Consider the following 16,649-nt stretch of genomic DNA (forward strand, 5'->3'; position numbering starts at 1 on the left):
TTTGTCTGCCGCCTTGTCCATCGTCTTGCCCGTCACCCCGGCAGGATCTCGGGGCCGCCGGTGATTCGCGGGTCGGGCTGGCCGATCACCGCGTCGTCGCGCCCGGCGAAATCCACCGCGCGCAGGATCGCCTGGATCGCAGCGATCCGGGCGCGGCGCTTGTCGTCGGCGCGGATCACCGTCCAGGGCGCGATGCCGGAATGGCTGCGCAGCAGCGTATCCCGGATCGCCGCCGTGTAATCGTCCCATTTCGCCAGCCCCTCGACGTCGATGGAACTGAGCTTCCATTGCTTCAGCGGGTCGCGCTCGCGGTCCAGGAACCGCTTGAGCTGCTCGGCCCGGCCCACCTCCAGCCACAGCTTGACCAGGATCACCCCGTCATCGACCAGCATGGTCTCGAACAGCGGCAGCTGGCGAAAGAAGGTCTCGCGCTGCGCATCCGTGCAGAAGCCGAAGACCTTTTCGACCACGCCGCGATTATACCAGCTGCGGTCGAAGAGCGCGATCTCGCCCCTGGCGGGCAGCCAGTCCACGTAGCGCTGGAAATACCATTCCTCGGCCTCGCGTTCGCTGGGCTTGGGCAGGGCGGCGATATAGGCCGAGCGCGGGTTCAGGTTCTCGCGCACCCGCTCGATGGTGCCGCCCTTGCCGGCGGCGTCGCGGCCCTCGAACAGCACCACCAGGCGCTTGCGCTGGTGGATCACGTCGCGCATCAGCCGCACCAGCTGCAATTGCAGCCCGGCCATGCGGTCGTCGTAATCCTTGCCCTTCATCTCCTCGGGATAGGGATAGGTGGGATCGGGGATGCGCTTGCCCTCGGCCGCCGCCACCGCCTTGCGCAGCCCATCGGGCGCGTCCTTTTCCAGATAGCGGGTGATCGCGCCGACAAAGGGCAGGTCGGGCAGCGATCCCTGCTTGCCGGACCCGGCCTTGTCGCCGTTGCTGGCCATGCTCACGCCTCGCCGATGCGGTTCAGGTCGAAGGGGGTGGTCTGGTAGATCTCGTTGATCCAGTTACCATAGAGCAGATGCGCATGGCTGCGCCAGCGGTTCGTCGGCGTGCGCGAGGGGTCGTCGTCCGGGTAGTAGTTCACCGGCACGTCGATCGGCTTGCCCGAGGCGGCGTCGCGGTCGTATTCGTCCTTCAGCGTCGTGCTGTCATATTCGAAATGATTGAAGACATAGAGCGCGCGATGGCCGGGGTCTTGCAGCAGGCAGGGCCCGACCTGGTCCGAGGCGATCAGCGTCTTCAGCGCCGGGATGGCGTCCACCTCGTCCTGGCGCACCTCGGTCCAGCGGCTGACCGGGACCAGCACGTCGTCGGAAAAGCCGCGCAGATAGGGGCTGGAGGGCGCCAGGTTGCGGTGGCGGAAGCAGCCGAAGGCCTTGCGGTCCAGCATGTGCTTTTCCAGGCGGTGGAAATACCAGGCCATCGCCATGCCGCCCCAGCAGACGCCGAAGGTCGAATGCACGTGGCTTTGCGTCCAGTCGAAGACGCGGGTCAACTCGTCCCAATAGGTCACGGCCTCGAAGGGCAGGTGTTCGATGGGCGCGCCGGTGATGATGAGCCCGTCGAACTTCTCGCCCGTCTCTGCGACCTCGCAGAAGCGGCGATAGAAGGATTGCAGGTGGTCGGCGGCCGTGTTGCGGCTTTCGTGGTCCGACATGCGGATCAGCTGGAACTCGATCTGCAAGGGGGTCGCGCCGATCAGCCGGGCGAACTGGTTCTCGGTCTGGATCTTCTTGGGCATCAGGTTCAGCAGGCCGATGCGCAAGGGCCGGATGTCCTGCGTCGCCGCCCGGCCCGGCGACATGACCATGACGCCTTCGTTCGACAGGATGTCATAGGCGGGCAGGTCATTGGGCAGGGTGATGGGCATCATGCGTCCTTTCTGTCGAACTTTCCGGCAATGGCGGCGCCGGCGGGCCGTCGGTCTATGGCATGGCCGATCAGCGCGATCAGGTCTTGCGGGGTCGTCACCTGCGCCACCTCCTCGGCCAAAAGCGTCACGCCGCGCCGGGCCATCGCCTCGTAGCGGGGCTGGCGGTGGGCCAGGGCGCGGGCATAGGTCCAGCGGATGAAGTCGTCGGGGTTCACCTGGTCCTCGCGCAGGCCCTTTTCGACGCGATAGTCGGTCCAGGCCCGGTCCAGGAAATCCGGCTGGTAATACATCGGCTTCGGCGCGCGGTCGAAGCGGCGCACCAGTTCCTCGGTATGCGCGTCCGAGCCCTTGATCCAGACCAGCAGCAGCTCGCGCCCCAGTGCGTCCAGCACCGGGTCGCTTTCGGCAAAGGGGTCCACCACCTCGCAGACCGAGCCGCCCGAATCGCAGACGAAATTGCCCAGGTTGTAGATCTCCTGCGCGCGGCGGATGAAATGGCCGGTATCCAGCAGCGCCGCGATCTCGGCCATGCGGTGCTGGTCCTGGCGGCGCATGTATTCATCGAATTCCAGCCCGCCGCGGGTGACGCTGCCGGGCTTGCCCAGATAGGTGGACAGCGGCGCCAGGTTCTCGAAGGTGATGTTGCTGGCGATATAGACCGAATCCGACAGCAAGAGCTCGCGCAGGAAGGGCACCTTCATCGCTTCGCGCTTGAAGTTGTCGGCGATCAGCTCGCCCATGTAGCGGGTGCCGATGCGGTAATCGACGGAATAGTGGAACCATTCGCCCGAGCCGCGCAGCATCGAGGCCAGGAAGGTCTTGCCTAGGCCCGACATGCCAAAGAACAGCACGCGCTTTTTCGGGGCGGCCAGCCATTCGGCCTTGGTCTGGTAAAGCATGGGCGATCCTTTTGCGGGGCTTGGCGATAGTTAGTCCCGCGCAGGGCCGAGGGGAAGGGGGACGCGGGCCGCCGGTGGGACTGCCTGTCGAAAAGCCGGCGGGACGGCCTTGCATCGCGCCATCGAGCCCCTATCTGGGACGGGCGGACCGGGCCCCTCTGACGACGCATGTCGTGATGTCGGACCGCATCGAGCCCTGCTCGGTGCCAGCCCGGAACCATTCCCGCCCAAGGCTTCGCACCGGCTTTCGTTCAACGTGGAGCCTGACATGGAACCTTTCTACCTGACCCTGTTTCTCGGCACGCCGATCTGGCTGTGGCTGGTCTTCGTCGGCCTGGTCGGCCTGCTCTTGGCCTTCGATCTCGGTGTGCTCAATCGCGGCGACAAGGAGATCGGCGTCGCCGAGAGCCTGAAGCTGTCGTCCTTCTACATCACGCTGGGCGTGCTGTTCGGCGGCTTCGTCTGGTATCAGCTGGGCAGCAATGCCGCCGCGGAATACATGACCGCCTTCGTGGTCGAGAAGACGCTGGCGATGGACAACGTCTTCGTCATCGCGCTGATCTTCGCCACGCTGTCGATCCCCCGCCGCTACCAGCATCGCGTGCTGTTCTGGGGCATCCTGGGGGTGATCGTGCTGCGCGGCATCATGATCGGCGTCGGCGCCACGCTGGTCGCGCAATACGGCTGGATCCTCTATGTCTTCGCCGGCTTCCTGATCCTGACCGGCATCAAGATGCTGTTCATCGGCGACAAGGAGCATGACATGGGCGCGAACCCGGTCCTGAGGTTCCTGCGCCGCCGCATGCCGCTGACGCAGGAGCTGCACGGCCATGCCTTCGTGGTGCGCCAGTCCGACCCCAAGACCGGCCGTCTGCGCCGTTTCGCCACGCCGCTGCTGCTGGCGCTGGTGATGATCGAGATCGCCGACGTGATCTTCGCCGTCGATTCGGTGCCAGCGGTCTTTGCCATCACCACCGATCCCTATATCGTCTATACCTCGAACATCTTCGCCATCCTGGGCCTGCGCGCGCTGTTTTTCGCGCTGGCGGCGATCATCCACCGCTTCGAATACCTCAAGCAGGCGCTGGCGGTGCTGCTGATCTTCATCGGCTCCAAGGTGTTCATCGCCGACCTGATGGGGTTGGCGAAATTCCCGCCCGCCGTGTCACTGGGCATCACCTTCGCCATCCTCGGCGCCGGCGTCGGCTGGTCGCTGTGGCGCACCCGCAAGGACGCGGCGCGCGCCTGAGCGCCAGATTTCCGCCGCCGCGCCCGGCCGCGCGGTTGCCGTCGGGTATTTGAAGAACGGAGAAGGCGGGGCGGCGGGGTGCGAAACCCGGCCGTCTTCCGCGCGATGTGATCCGGGCTGCCACCACGTCGCTCAATCCGCAGTGGCGCGCCGGGTGCAATCGCGCTATGCTTCCGCCCAGACCCGGCAAACGGGCGATGCAAACGAGGCAGTGACGGCGGTAACCCATGACCGAAATGGTCTTTGGCACCACCCCCTTGCGGGCAGGTGACCCGATTCTTCCACGCTGGTGGCGCACGCTGGACCGATGGTCCCTGGCCTGCGTGCTGGGATTGTTCGCGGTGGGGCTGCTTCTGGGCCTGGCGGCCTCGGTGCCCTTGGCCGAAAAGAACGGCCTGCCGCAGTTCTATTACGTCACCCGCCAGGCGGTGTTCGGTGCCATGGCGCTGGCGGCGATGCTGGTGATCTCGACCTTCTCGCCGCGGATGGTGCGGCGGATCGGCGTGCTGGGTTTCCTGGTCGCGCTGGTGGTGCTGATGGCGCTGCCCTTCATCGGCACCGATTTCGGCAAGGGCGCGGTGCGCTGGCTGCGCCTGCCCGGCGGCATGTCGGTGCAGCCGTCCGAGTTCCTCAAGCCCTGCTTCGTCGCCATCTGCGCCTGGTTCATGGCCGCAAGCCAGGAGGTCGGCGGCCCGCCAGGCAAGTCCTTTTCCTTCGGCCTCGCCGTGGTCGTGGTGCTGCTTCTGGCCATGCAGCCCGATTTCGGCCAGGCCTCGCTGGTGCTGTTTTCCTGGTGCGTGATGTATTTCATCGCCGGGGCGCCGCTTTACCTTCTGGGCGGCGTGATGGGGCTGGCCTGCGTCGGCGGCGTCTTCGCCTATGGCGCGTCCGAGCATTTCGCCCGCCGCATCAACGGCTTCCTTGCGGCCGAGGTCGATCCGCGCACCCAGCTGGGCTATGCCACCAACGCCATCCAGGAGGGCGGCTTCTTCGGCGTCGGCGTGGGCGAGGGCTCGGTCAAGTGGTCGCTGCCGGACGCGCATACCGATTTCATCATCGCGGTTGCGGCCGAGGAATACGGGCTGATCCTGGTCCTGATCATCATCGCGCTTTATGCCGCCATCGTCATCCGCTCGCTGCTGCGGCTCCAGGGCGAGCGCGATCCCTTCGTCCGCATCGCCGGCACCGGCCTTGCCTGCGCCTTCGGCGTGCAGGCGCTGATCAACATGGGCGTGGCGGTGCGGCTTCTGCCGGCCAAGGGCATGACGCTGCCCTTCGTCAGTTACGGCGGCTCGTCGGTGATCGCCTCGGGCATCGCCATGGGGATGCTGCTGGCGCTGACCCGCTCGCGCCCGCAGGGCCGGATCGGCGACGTGCTGGGCCGGGGCCGGGGATGAGCGGCCCGCAGTCCCAAGGCCGGCCGCTGTGCCTGATCGCTGCCGGCGGCACCGGCGGCCACATGTTCCCGGCGCAATCGCTGGCCGAGGTGCTGCTGGCCCAGGGCTGGCGGGTGAAGCTTTCCACCGACGAGCGCGGCGCGCGCTATGCCGGCGCCTTCCCGGCCGAGGTGGTGCGCGAGGTGGTCAGTTCGGCCACCACCGCGCGCGGGGGCGCGCTGGCCAAACTGGCCGTGCCCTTCCGCATCGGCGCCGGCATCCTGGGGGCGATCCGGGCGATGCGCGGCGACCGTCCCGCCGTGGTGGTTGGCTTTGGCGGCTACCCGACCATCCCCGCCATGTCGGCGGCGCTGGCCCTGCGCATCCCGCGCATGATCCACGAACAGAACGGCATCATGGGCCGGGTGAACGCCGCCTTTGCCCGCCGGGTGGACCGCGTGGCCTGCGGCACCTGGCCGACCCGGCTGCCGCCCGGCGTCCAGGGCATCCATACCGGCAACCCGGTGCGCCAGGCGGTGCTGGACCGCGCCGCTGCCCCCTATGCCCCGCCGGGCGAAGGCGATCTGCACCTGCTGGTCATCGGCGGCAGCCAGGGCGCGCGCGTGCTGTCGAACATCGTGCCCGAGGCCATCGCCGGCCTGCCGGACGACCTGCGCGCCCGCCTGTCGGTCAGCCACCAGGCCCGCGCCGAGGATGCCGAGCGCGTCACCGCCGCCTATGCCGCGGCCGGCGTCAATGCCGAGGTCCGGCCCTTTTTCGACGACGTGCCCCGCCGCCTTGCCGAATCCCAGCTGGTCGTCAGCCGGGCCGGGGCCTCGTCCATCGCCGACATCACCGTGGTCGGCCGTCCGGCGATCCTCATCCCCTATGCCGCGGCGACCGGCGACCACCAGACCGCCAACGCCCGTGCCCTTGCGGAATCCGGCGCGGCGATCCTTTTGCCCGAATCCGTGCTTGACGCCGAGAGCCTCAGGCGCGACATCCGGGACATCCTTTCCGACAGCGCCCGCGCCACCGCCATGGCAGCTGCCGCGCTAACGCTTGCCCGCCCCGACGCGGCGCAGCGCCTTGCAGATCTAGTGACGGAACCGACCCGATGAACGCAGCGACCAAACTTCCGGGCGAGCTTGGCCCCATCCATTTCGTCGGCATCGGCGGCATCGGCATGTCCGGCATCGCCGAGGTGCTGATGACGCTGGGCTACCAGGTGCAGGGCTCGGACGCGAAACGCTCGAAGATCACCGACCGGCTGGAGGCGCTGGGCGCCGCCGTCTTCGAGGGCCAGCGCGCTGAAAACATTGGCGAAGCGGGCGTGGTGGTGATCTCGACCGCGATCAAGAAGGGCAACCCCGAACTGGAAGAGGCGCGCCGCCGCGGCCTGCCCGTGGTGCGCCGGGCCGAGATGCTGGCCGAGCTGATGCGGCTGAAATCCAACGTCGCCATCGCCGGCACCCATGGCAAGACCACGACCACCACCATGGTCGCGACGCTGCTGGACGCGGGCGGCTTCGATCCGACGGTCATCAACGGCGGCGTGATCCATGCCTATGGCAGCAATGCCCGCGCCGGCGCCGGCGAATGGATGGTGGTCGAGGCCGACGAATCGGACGGCAGCTTCAACCGCCTGCCCGCGACCATCGCCATCGTGACCAATATCGACCCCGAGCACATGGAGCATTGGGGCAGTTTCGACGCGCTGCGCCGCGGCTTTCAGGACTTCGTCTCGAACATCCCCTTCTACGGGCTGGCCGTCTGCTGCACCGACCACCCCGAGGTGCAGTCGCTGGTGGGCCGGTTGACCGACCGCCGCGTCGCGACCTTCGGCTTCAACGCCCAGGCGGACGTGCGCGCCGTGAACCTGCGCTACGAGAACGGCGTGGCGCATTTCGACATCGCCCTGCAGGGCGAGGCCGAGCTGAACGACGGCGAGATCCCGGTGATCGAGGGCTGCACCCTGCCGATGCCGGGCGACCACAATGTCAGCAATGCGCTGGCCGCGGTGGCCGTCGCCCGCCACCTGGGCATGAAGCGCGCCCAGATCCGCGAGGCGCTGGCGCGCTTCGGCGGGGTCAGCCGCCGCTTTACCCGCGTGGGCGAGGTGGGGGGCGTCACCATCATCGACGACTATGGCCACCACCCGGTCGAGATCGCGGCGGTGCTGAAGGCCGCGCGCCAGGCCACCAGGGGCCGGGTCATCGCCGTGCATCAGCCGCATCGCTATTCGCGGCTTTCCAACCTCTTCGACGATTTCTGCACCTGCTTCAACGAAGCCGATGTCGTCGCCATCGCCGAGGTCTATTCGGCGGGCGAGGAACCGATCCCCGGCGCCTCGCGCGACGACCTGGTCGCCGGGCTGATCGCCCACGGCCACCGCCACGCCCGCGCGGTGATGGACGAGGGCGACCTGGAACGGCTGGTGCGCGAACAGGCGCGGCCGGGCGACATGGTGGTCTGCCTGGGCGCCGGCACCATCTCGACCTGGGCCAACAACTTGCCCGAGCGGCTGACGGAGAAGGCCGCGTGATCGCGCTGGCCAGCCATCCCGCCACCGCGGCGCTTTGCGCCCTGCTTTGGGGCGTGATGGCCTGCCTTCTGCCCTTCGTGCGGCTGCGCTGGCGCCATTCGGCGCTTTGGGCGCTGGTGCTGTGCGGCGTGCCGGTGCTGGGCTGGCTGACCTATCTGTGCGGCCCCGGCTTCGGCGTGCTGTTCCTGGCGCTCGGCCTGTCGCTGCTGGTCTGGCCGCCCTTCGATGCGCGCCGCCGCCGGCGCGCGCTTGCGCAGCGCGGCCTGCGCTAGGGACCGCCGGCGATGATGGTGGCATGGCTGATCGTCGCCGTCACGGTGGCGCTGGCCGCCGCCATCGGCATCCTGCGTGCCGGCGCCCGCTCGTTCCGGGTGCTGGGGGGCGAACTGGCCCTGCTGCTCGGCGCGGCCTGGCTTTGCTATCTGATCGGCGACGGCAAGACCGGCGGCTATCTGGCCGGGATCATCGGCGCGCTGCTGTCGCTCTTGCTGCTGATCGCGGCGGGGGGCCTGGCCGCAGGCGCGCTGCTGCGCTGGGTTCACGACCGCCTGCGGCCGCCGCCGGTCCTTCGCGCGCCGTTCTCGCAGCCCTGGGACATCGTCGGCCTGGGCTGCTTCGCCGCGCTGGCGGTGGTCCTCAGCGCGCTGGAATGACAGGAAACGGGATGAAAAAGGGGGACGAGATGACGGAAAGCAGGATGCGGGTCCGGGCAGGGCTGGGCGCGATGCTGGCGCTTGCCCTGGCCGGGCTTGCCGGCTGCGGCCGCGGCGGCATGAGCGAGCTGGAATGCATGGAGCGGGCGATCTATTTCGAAGCGAACCGTTCCAGCCGCGACGGCATGATCGCCGTCGGCAACGTGGTCATGAACCGCGTCAGGGCGCAGGGCTATCCCAACACGGTTTGCGGCGTGGTCGGGCAAAAGGGCCAGTTCGCGCCGGGCGTCCTGACCCGGCGAATGGATTCGAAATCCCTGCCGGCGGTGCGCGAGGCCGCGATCGCGGTCCTGCGCGGCGAAAGGCAGCCGGGGATCGGCAACGCCATGTTCTTCCACCAGAAGGATCACCGCTTTTCCTATGACAACATGCACTATGTCCTGGTGGCGGGTGGCAATGCCTTCTACGAAAAGCGCAAGAGCCATCTTGTGACCCAGCCCGTGCCTCCGGCCCCGGTGGACGGGCTGCGCTAGATGCGCGGCGCGTCTCGGCAGGCCGCCGCCGGAACCCTGGCGAGACGCGCCGGAAAGCGGCTGCGGCATGCGGGCCGGATTGACGGCGCGCGCAACGCTGATTAACCACCGCGCCATGACCCAGACGCCTCCCGCGCCCCGCGGCGCCCTGACCCCGAACCGGGCCCTTGCCGACCTGACCTGGCTGCGCGTCGGCGGGCCGGCCGACTGGCTGTTCCAGCCAGCGGACGAAGCGGATCTGGCCGAATTCCTGCGCGGCCTCGACCCTTCGCTCCCGGTCTTTGCCATGGGCGTCGGCTCGAACCTGATCGTGCGCGACGGCGGCATCCGCGGCGTGGTGATCCGGCTGGGGCGCGGCTTCAACGGCATTTCCTGCGAGGGCGGCATCGTCACCGCGGGTGCGGCGGCGCTGGACGCCCATGTCGCGCGCCGCGCGGCCGAGGCGGGGCTGGACCTGACCTTCCTGCGCACCATCCCCGGCAGCATCGGCGGCGCGGTGCGGATGAACGCGGGCTGCTATGGCAGCTATGTCGCCGACCACCTGGTCTCGGTCCGCGCCGTGGCCCGCGACGGCAGCCTGCACGAGATCGCGGCCGCCGACCTGCGCCTCGGCTATCGCCATTCCGAGATCCCCGAGGGCTGGGTCGTGACCGAGGCCCGCTTTCGCGCCGAGCCGGGCGATCCCGCGGGACTGGCCGCGCGGATGGAGGAACAGCTGGCCCGCCGCGATGCGAGCCAGCCCACGCGCGAACGCAGCGCCGGTTCGACCTTTCGCAACCCGGCCGGGTTTTCCTCGACCGGGCGGGCGGATGACAGCCACGAGCTGAAGGCATGGTCGCTGATCGACGCCGCCGGCCTGCGCGGCCAGCGCCTGGGCGGGGCGCAGATGTCGGAAAAGCACCCGAACTTCCTGCTGAACGCCGACGGCGCCACCGCCGCCGAGCTGGAAGCCCTGGGCGAACTGGTCCGGCAGAAGGTGCGCGAGACCAGCGGGCACGAGCTGCAATGGGAAGTCATCCGCGTAGGCCAGCCCTAGGAACCGGCCGTAACCCGCCGTCATTGCCGGAAATATCGCGCGAGACGCGAAAAGGGACTTTTGCGATTCCGCCCAAGCGGCTATCCTGACCCGACAAATACCCGGATCAACCGGGGAGCATGAGGCAGAACATTGGCGGGCAGGTCGAGCAGGTCGGCCCCGAAAGTCGTAGTCCTGATGGGCGGACCCTCGGCCGAGCGCGAGGTTTCGCTCTCGTCGGGGCGTGAATGCGCGGTTGCGCTGCGGCAGGCGGGCTATGAAGTCGTCGAATTGGACGCGGGCAGGGATCTGCCCGCGCGTCTGGCCGAACACGCGCCGGACGTGGTCTTCAACGCGCTGCATGGCCGCTGGGGCGAGGACGGCTGCGTGCAGGGCCTGCTGGAATGGCTGGGCTGGCGCTATACCCATTCCGGCGTGCTGGCCTCGGCCCTGGCCATGGACAAGACCCGCGCCAAGGACGTGCTGCGCCTTGCCGGCCTGCCGGTGCTGGACAGCCTGATCGCCGATGCCGCCGAGGTGCGCGCCCGCCACGTCATGGCGCCGCCCTATGTGGTCAAGCCGAACGACGAGGGCTCTTCGGTCGGGGTCTATATCGTGCATGAGGCCGCGAACGGCCCGCCGCAGCTTTCCGACCGGATGCCCGTGCGGGTCATGGTGGAAACCTATGCGCCGGGGCGCGAGCTGACCGTGGCCGTGCTGGGCGACCGTGCGCTTGGCGTGACCGAGATCGTGACCGAGGGCTGGTACGACTACGATGCCAAATACAAGCCCGGCGGCTCGCGCCATGTCATCCCCGCCGAGATCCCGCCGGAAATCGCCGCCGCCTGCCGCGACCAGGCCGTGCGCGCGCACCAGGCCCTGGGCTGCCGCGGGCTGACCCGCACCGATTTCCGCTGGGACGAAAGCCGCGGGCTGGGCGGGCTCATCATCCTCGAGGTGAACACCCAGCCCGGCATGACCCCGACCTCGCTTGCCCCCGAGCAGGCGGCCCATGCCGGCATGGACTTTCCCGCGCTCTGCCGCTGGATCGTCGAGGAGGCGCTATGCAGGGCCTGAACCCCTTCCACCGCGGCCAGGGGCCGGGCGGGCGGCCGGCGCCGGTGCGCCCTGCGCCCGCGCGCCCCGCCCCGGCGGCGCCGCGCACGCCGCGCAAGGATCCGGCGCCCTCGCGCCTGGCCTACCGGCTGAACCGGATGATGCTGCGGCCGCTGGTGCGGCGGCTGGTGCATGTCGGCCTGCCCGCCTTTCTGGCGGCGCTGGTGGCGGGGATCTGGCTGTCGGACGACACCCGCCGGGCCAACCTGACCGGCGGCATCGACGCCATCGTGGACCGCATCCAGCACCGCGACGAATTCATGGTCAGGATGATGACCATCGAGGGCGCCTCGCCCGCGGTGGACAAGGGGCTGCGCGCCATGCTGCCGGTGGACCTGCCGGCCTCGAGCTTCGACATCGACCTGGAAAAGCTGCGCGAGCGGGTGCTGAAGCTCGATGCGGTCGAGGCGGTGGACCTGCGCATCAAGCCGGGCGGGGTGCTGTCGGCCGTGGTCACGGAACGGGTGCCGGCGCTGCTGTGGCGCCATGCCCGCGGCATCGAATTGCTGGACAAGACCGGGCACCGCGTCGCCTCGGTCACGGGGCGCGAGGTGCGCGGCGACCTGCCGATCATCGCCGGCGAGGGCGCCGACCGCGCCGCGGCCGAGGCGCTGGCGCTGATCGACGCCGCCGGGCCGATCCTGCCGCGGCTGCGCGGGCTGGAGCGCATGGGCGAGCGGCGCTGGGACGTGGTGCTGGACCGCGGCCAGCGCATCAAGCTGCCCGAGGAAAAGGCGCTTCAGGCGCTGGAGCGCGCCATCGCGCTGGACCGCGCGCTGCACATGCTGGACCGCGACCTTTCGGTCGTCGACCTGCGGCAGGAGGCGCGCCCGGTGGTGCGGCTGGGGATGGAGGCGCAGAACGCCATCCGCCGTGCCCGCGGCCAGCCGGAACTGGGCCCCGACGGGTTGCCGCTGCCGCCCGAGGCAACGGCCGGCAAAGCGGCGAAGACCGCGAAGAAAAGCGGCTGACAGCGCAAGGAGGCAGGTGAGATGAAGGATCTGTATCAGGGCCAGCGGGCCATGCGGAACATGCGCCGCCAGGCCATGCAGCGCGGCGTCATCGCGGTTCTGGACATCGGAACCTCGAAGATCGCCTGCCTGGTGCTGCAATTCGACGGCCCGAGCCAGTTCCGCGAGACGGACGGCGTCGGCCCCATGGCCGGCCAGTCGAATTTCCGCGTCATCGGCACCGCCACCACCCGCTCGCGCGGGATGCGCTATGGCGAGATCGAGACCATGGCCGAGACCGAGCGCGCCATCCGCACCGTGATCCAGTCGGCGCAGAAGGTGGCGGGCGTGCGCGTCGACCACGTCATCGCCTGCATCTCGGGCGCGCGCCCTGCCAGCTATGGCCTGGCGGGCGAGATCGTGCTGCCCGCCGGCAAGGTGGGCGAGGGCGACGTGGCCCGCGTGCTGGCCGCCTGCGAGGTGCCCGATTTCGGCCGCGGCCGCGAGGTGCTGCACGCCCAGCCGGTGAACTTTGCCCTCGACGGCCGCTCGGGGCTGTCGGACCCGCGCGACCAGTCGGGCGGCCGGCTGGCCTGCGACATGCATGTGCTGACCATCGACGGCGATGCGGCCAGCAACCTGGTGCATTGCATCCGGCGCTGCGACATGGAACTGGCGGGCGTGGCCTCGGCCTCATACGCCTCGGGGCTTGCGGCGCTGGTCGAGGACGAGCAGGAGCTGGGCGCCGCCTGCATCGACCTGGGCGGCGGCACGACGGGCGTTTCGGTCTTCATCAAGAAGCACATGATCTTTGCCGATGCCGTCCGCTTCGGCGGCGAGCTGATCACCCAGGACATCGCCAAGGGGCTGCGCGTCAGCCATGCCGTGGCCGAGCGGCTCAAGACCCTGCACGGCGGGCTCGAGGCCACCGGCCGCGACGACCGCGAAATGATCGAGCTGGGCGGCGAGACCGGCGACTGGGACACCGACCGCCGCAGCGTCAGCCGCGCGGACCTGATCGGCATCATGCGCCCGCGGGTCGAGGAGATCCTGGAAAAGGTGGGCGAGATCCTGGACGCGGCGGGCTTCGACTATATGCCCTCGCGCCAGATCGTGCTGACCGGCGGCGGCAGCCAGATTCCGGGGCTCGATGCGCTGGCCTCGCGCATGCTGGGGCAGAACGTGCGCATCGGCCGGCCGCTGCGCATCCAGGGCCTGCCGCATAACGCGACCGCGCCGGGCTTTTCCTCGGCCATCGGATTGGCGCTGCTGACGGCGCATCCGCAGGACGAATGGTGGGACTTCGACATGCCCGCCGAACACTATCCGGCGCGCAGCCTGCGCCGGGCCTATCGCTGGTTCCGCAACAACTGGTAGGGGCGCGGAACCCGGATGCGGTGGTGTGGGCCGGCGCCTCCACCACATGCAGCAGAATGGGCAAGATGCCGCCGAAAACCCCAGCATCCACCGCGATATTTGGTGTGCGGGGTGTGTTTTTCGGGTGACGCTCGGCGCGAATCTGGCTAGGCTGGCCGGTATACGGGGATTCGACCGGACTGCGCACATGTCCGGCGCAACAGATGAAGGCAGGCGAGACATGGAACGGCAGATTCACCTGATGCTGAATGATGACCAGGAACTGAAGCCGCGCATTACCGTCTTCGGCGTCGGTGGTGCGGGTGGCAATGCGGTCAACAACATGATCGACAAGCAGCTGGAGGGGGTCGAGTTCGTCGTGGCGAACACCGACGCCCAGGCGCTGCAATCCTCCAAGGCGGAAAGCCGCATCCAGATCGGCCCGAAAGTGACCGAGGGGCTGGGCGCCGGCGCCAAGCCCTCGATCGGCGCCAAGGCCGCCGAAGAGACGATCGAGGACATCGTCGATCATCTGATGGGCGCGCATATGTGCTTCATCACCGCCGGCATGGGCGGCGGCACCGGCACCGGCGCCGCCCCGATCATCGCCCAGGCCGCGCGCGAGATGGGCATCCTGACCGTCGGCGTCGTGACCAAGCCCTTCCAGTTCGAGGGCACCAAGCGCATGCGCCAGGCCGAGGAAGGCGTCGAGGCGCTGCAGAAGGTCGTCGACACGCTGATCATCATCCCCAACCAGAACCTGTTCCGGCTGGCCAACGAAAAGACCACCTTCACCGAAGCCTTCGCCATGGCCGACGACGTGCTTTACCAGGGCGTCAAGGGCGTGACCGACCTGATGGTGCGTCCGGGCCTGATCAACCTGGACTTCGCCGACGTGCGCGCGGTGATGGACGAGATGGGCAAGGCGATGATGGGCACCGGCGAGGCCTCGGGCGAGAACCGCGCCGTGCAGGCGGCCGAAAAGGCCATCGCCAACCCGCTCCTGGACGAAATCAGCCTGAACGGCGCCAAGGGCGTGCTGATCAACATCACCGGCGGCTACGACCTGACGCTCTTCGAGATGGACGAGGCGGCCGAGAAGATCCGCGAGAAGGTCGATGCGGATGCGAACATCATTGTCGGCTCGACGCTGGACCCGTCGATGGAGGGCTCGATCCGCGTCTCGGTCGTCGCGACCGGCATCGACGCTTCGGCGGCCGAGGTTCCGGTGCCGCGCCGCGGCATGAAGGAGCCGCTGACCCAGAACCCCGTCGTGGCGCAGAAGCCGGCCGAGGAAGAGCTGCCGGTTCCGCCGCGCCGCACCGCGCCCCTGGCCGAGCCCGCCCCGGCGGCGCGCGTCCAGCCCTCGGCCCCTGCCGCGCGCTATGACGAGGAAGACATGCCGCGCCCGGCCTACCAGCCCGAGCTGCGCCAGCCCGCCGCGCCCAGCGACGCGCTGAACGGCGATGCGGGCGGCTTCGTCGCGCCGACCCGGCCGCAGGCCCCGGCCGGCACGCCTTCGGATGCGGTGATGCAGCGCCTGGCCGCCGCCGTCCAGAAGGCGCCCGAGCGCCAGGCCGCGGCCCAGAACCGCGCCGCCCAGCAGCAGCCGCAGCCGGCCGAGCAGGGCCGCGCCCAGGGCCGCATGGGCGGGCTGAGCCGGATGCTGGAGCGCATCTCGGGCCATGGCGAGCAGGCCGACAAGCCCGCGCCCTCGACCATCGCCGAGCGCGTGAACGAGCGTGTCGCGGCCCGCAACCGCGGCGGTTTCGACGCCGGTTTCGACGATCTGGCCAGCCCCGACCGGGCCGGCGACAATGTCGAGATCCCCGCTTTCCTGCGCCGCCAGGCGAATTGAGCCGATCACAAAATTCCGGCGACGATTTCGTGAAGGACCGCTTCGGCGGTCCTTTTTCTTTGCTGGATCAAGGTATTGGCGGTTCCGGCCGGGGCTGGGGCGCAAGCCGGGGCCGATTGTTTCACCCCGTTACAAAAGGTTATTTGAGCAATCGGCGGGGGATGCCTAACTGATCCTTGCGCCGCGGATTTCTTGCCGTGGCACGCTCAGTTCACAAGAATCGGCAGGCAAGACCATGCAGACCACCATCGCTCAGAAAGCCCAGTTCCGCGGCGTCGGACTGCATTCGGGTGCGGCCGTGCGGCTGGCGATCCTGCCGGCGCCGGCGGACCATGGCATCGTCTTCGTGCGCACCGACCTGGACCGCGCCCGGATTCCGGCGCGCTGGGACCATGTCACCCCATCGCAGCTTTGCACCCTGCTGGACAACGGCCGCGGCGCCACCGTCTCGACGGTGGAGCATGTGATGGCCGCGCTGTCGGGCACCGGCATCAACAATGCCGTGGTCGAGGTGAACGGGCCGGAAGTGCCGATTCTCGACGGCTCCGCAGCCCCCTTCGTGCAGGGCATCCTGGAAGCCGGGCTGCGCCAGCAGGCGGCGCCCCTGCGCGCGATCCGCATCCTGCGCGAGGTCGAGGTGCGGCAGGGCGAGGCTTTCGCCCGCCTCTCGCCCGCCGACCACCTGGAGATCCATTTCGACATCGACTTCGTGGACGCGGCGATCGGCCGTCAGGAAAAGCGCCTCGACATGGCCAACGGCAGCTTCGTGCATGAGCTGATGGACAGCCGCACCTTCTGCCGGCAGGCCGACGTGGTGCAGATGCAGAAGAACGGCCTGGCGCTTGGCGGCACCTACCTGAACGCGGTGGTCGTGGACGGCGACCGGGTGCTGTCGCCGGGCGGCCTGCGCCACCGCGACGAGGCCGTGCGCCACAAGATGCTGGACGCGGTGGGCGACCTTGCGCTGGCCGGGGCGCCGCTGCTGGCGCGCTATACCGGCCACCGCGCCGGGCACGCCATGACCAACAAGCTGCTGCGCGCGCTTTTCGCCCAGCCCGATGCCTGGGAATGGGTCACGCTGACCCCGGCGATGGAAAGCCGCCAGCCCGGCGCCGGGGTGATCGCCTCGGCTGCGCGCCTCGCTTCCCGCACCCGTCAGCTGGCCGTCGCCTGAAGGTGGCGGCCCTGCGCCGTTTTTGCCGTTTTGGCATTTTGCG

At 69.1% G+C, this 16,649-nt stretch carries 16 protein-coding genes; 13 read left to right on the forward strand and 3 right to left on the reverse strand.

Features of this window, described 5'->3' with window-relative positions:
- Positions 1 to 32 precede the first annotated feature (32 nt).
- Genes ppk2 through KF941_RS20600 form a run of 3 tightly spaced genes read right to left on the reverse strand, consistent with a single transcriptional unit; the run spans position 33 to position 2,781 of the window.
- Positions 33 to 950, reverse strand: a complete 918-nt coding sequence (gene ppk2 / locus KF941_RS20590) for a polyphosphate kinase 2 (protein WP_214274378.1) — start codon at positions 948 to 950, stop codon at positions 33 to 35.
- Between the two features lie 2 nt (positions 951 to 952).
- Positions 953 to 1,879 carry a homoserine O-succinyltransferase gene (metA, locus tag KF941_RS20595; protein WP_072463514.1) on the reverse strand — a complete coding sequence of 309 codons (927 nt, stop codon included), beginning with the start codon at positions 1,877 to 1,879 and terminating at the stop codon, positions 953 to 955.
- A complete protein-coding gene (locus tag KF941_RS20600) occupies positions 1,879 to 2,781 on the reverse strand; it encodes a hypothetical protein (RefSeq protein ID WP_036754947.1) in 903 nt (300 codons plus the stop codon). Before KF941_RS20600 ends, metA begins: the two co-directional genes overlap by 1 nt.
- Before the next feature lie 268 nt (positions 2,782 to 3,049).
- On the opposite strand from KF941_RS20600, the gene KF941_RS20605 reads away from it, so the two are divergent.
- From KF941_RS20605 to lpxC, 13 genes are all read left to right on the forward strand, one after another.
- Positions 3,050 to 4,030 carry a TerC family protein gene (locus KF941_RS20605; protein WP_214274379.1) on the forward strand — a complete coding sequence of 327 codons (981 nt, stop codon included), beginning with the start codon at positions 3,050 to 3,052 and terminating at the stop codon, positions 4,028 to 4,030.
- Positions 4,031 to 4,257: 227 nt separating this feature from the next.
- Entirely contained in the window at positions 4,258 to 5,427 is a 1,170-nt protein-coding gene (locus tag KF941_RS20610) for a putative peptidoglycan glycosyltransferase FtsW (RefSeq protein WP_072463492.1), read from the forward strand.
- Positions 5,424 to 6,527, forward strand: coding sequence for a UDP-N-acetylglucosamine--N-acetylmuramyl-(pentapeptide) pyrophosphoryl-undecaprenol N-acetylglucosamine transferase (locus tag KF941_RS20615; protein WP_214274380.1), 1,104 nt, complete (start codon positions 5,424 to 5,426; stop codon positions 6,525 to 6,527). The genes KF941_RS20610 and KF941_RS20615 overlap by 4 nt, the downstream gene beginning before the upstream one ends.
- Positions 6,524 to 7,951, forward strand: a complete 1,428-nt coding sequence (gene murC / locus KF941_RS20620) for a UDP-N-acetylmuramate--L-alanine ligase (RefSeq protein ID WP_214274381.1) — start codon at positions 6,524 to 6,526, stop codon at positions 7,949 to 7,951. Before KF941_RS20615 ends, murC begins: the two co-directional genes overlap by 4 nt.
- Positions 7,948 to 8,223 (forward strand): DUF2484 family protein, encoded by a 276-nt coding sequence (locus KF941_RS20625; RefSeq protein ID WP_036754962.1) that lies wholly within the window; start codon positions 7,948 to 7,950, stop codon positions 8,221 to 8,223. The genes murC and KF941_RS20625 overlap by 4 nt, the downstream gene beginning before the upstream one ends.
- A 12-nt stretch (positions 8,224 to 8,235) precedes the next feature.
- Entirely contained in the window at positions 8,236 to 8,604 is a 369-nt protein-coding gene (locus KF941_RS20630; RefSeq protein ID WP_072463489.1) for a hypothetical protein, read from the forward strand.
- Positions 8,605 to 8,675: 71 nt separating this feature from the next.
- A complete protein-coding gene (locus tag KF941_RS20635) occupies positions 8,676 to 9,137 on the forward strand; it encodes a cell wall hydrolase (RefSeq protein WP_240540571.1) in 462 nt (153 codons plus the stop codon).
- Positions 9,138 to 9,252: 115 nt separating this feature from the next.
- The gene (murB, locus tag KF941_RS20640) at positions 9,253 to 10,173 is read left to right on the forward strand and encodes a UDP-N-acetylmuramate dehydrogenase (protein WP_214274382.1); all 921 of its coding nucleotides are present in this window, start codon (positions 9,253 to 9,255) and stop codon (positions 10,171 to 10,173) included.
- Positions 10,174 to 10,305: 132 nt separating this feature from the next.
- Positions 10,306 to 11,229: a D-alanine--D-alanine ligase gene (locus tag KF941_RS20645; RefSeq protein WP_214274383.1), complete on the forward strand. Its 924-nt coding sequence runs from the start codon at positions 10,306 to 10,308 to the stop codon at positions 11,227 to 11,229.
- On the forward strand, positions 11,217 to 12,239 hold the full coding sequence (locus tag KF941_RS20650) for a cell division protein FtsQ/DivIB (RefSeq protein WP_036754973.1): 1,023 nt from the start codon (positions 11,217 to 11,219) through the stop codon (positions 12,237 to 12,239). Before KF941_RS20645 ends, KF941_RS20650 begins: the two co-directional genes overlap by 13 nt.
- Before the next feature lie 21 nt (positions 12,240 to 12,260).
- On the forward strand, positions 12,261 to 13,595 hold the full coding sequence (gene ftsA, locus KF941_RS20655; RefSeq protein WP_036754976.1) for a cell division protein FtsA: 1,335 nt from the start codon (positions 12,261 to 12,263) through the stop codon (positions 13,593 to 13,595).
- 220 nt (positions 13,596 to 13,815) lie between these two features.
- Positions 13,816 to 15,432: a cell division protein FtsZ gene (gene ftsZ, locus KF941_RS20660; RefSeq protein ID WP_036754979.1), complete on the forward strand. Its 1,617-nt coding sequence runs from the start codon at positions 13,816 to 13,818 to the stop codon at positions 15,430 to 15,432.
- Between the two features lie 235 nt (positions 15,433 to 15,667).
- Positions 15,668 to 16,606, forward strand: coding sequence for a UDP-3-O-acyl-N-acetylglucosamine deacetylase (gene lpxC / locus KF941_RS20665; protein ID WP_116220564.1), 939 nt, complete (start codon positions 15,668 to 15,670; stop codon positions 16,604 to 16,606).
- The last annotated feature ends 43 nt before the right edge of the window (positions 16,607 to 16,649 follow it).

It is taken from the genome of Paracoccus sp. pheM1, assembly GCF_018499825.1.
In the GTDB taxonomy this organism is placed as follows: domain Bacteria; phylum Pseudomonadota; class Alphaproteobacteria; order Rhodobacterales; family Rhodobacteraceae; genus Paracoccus; species Paracoccus versutus.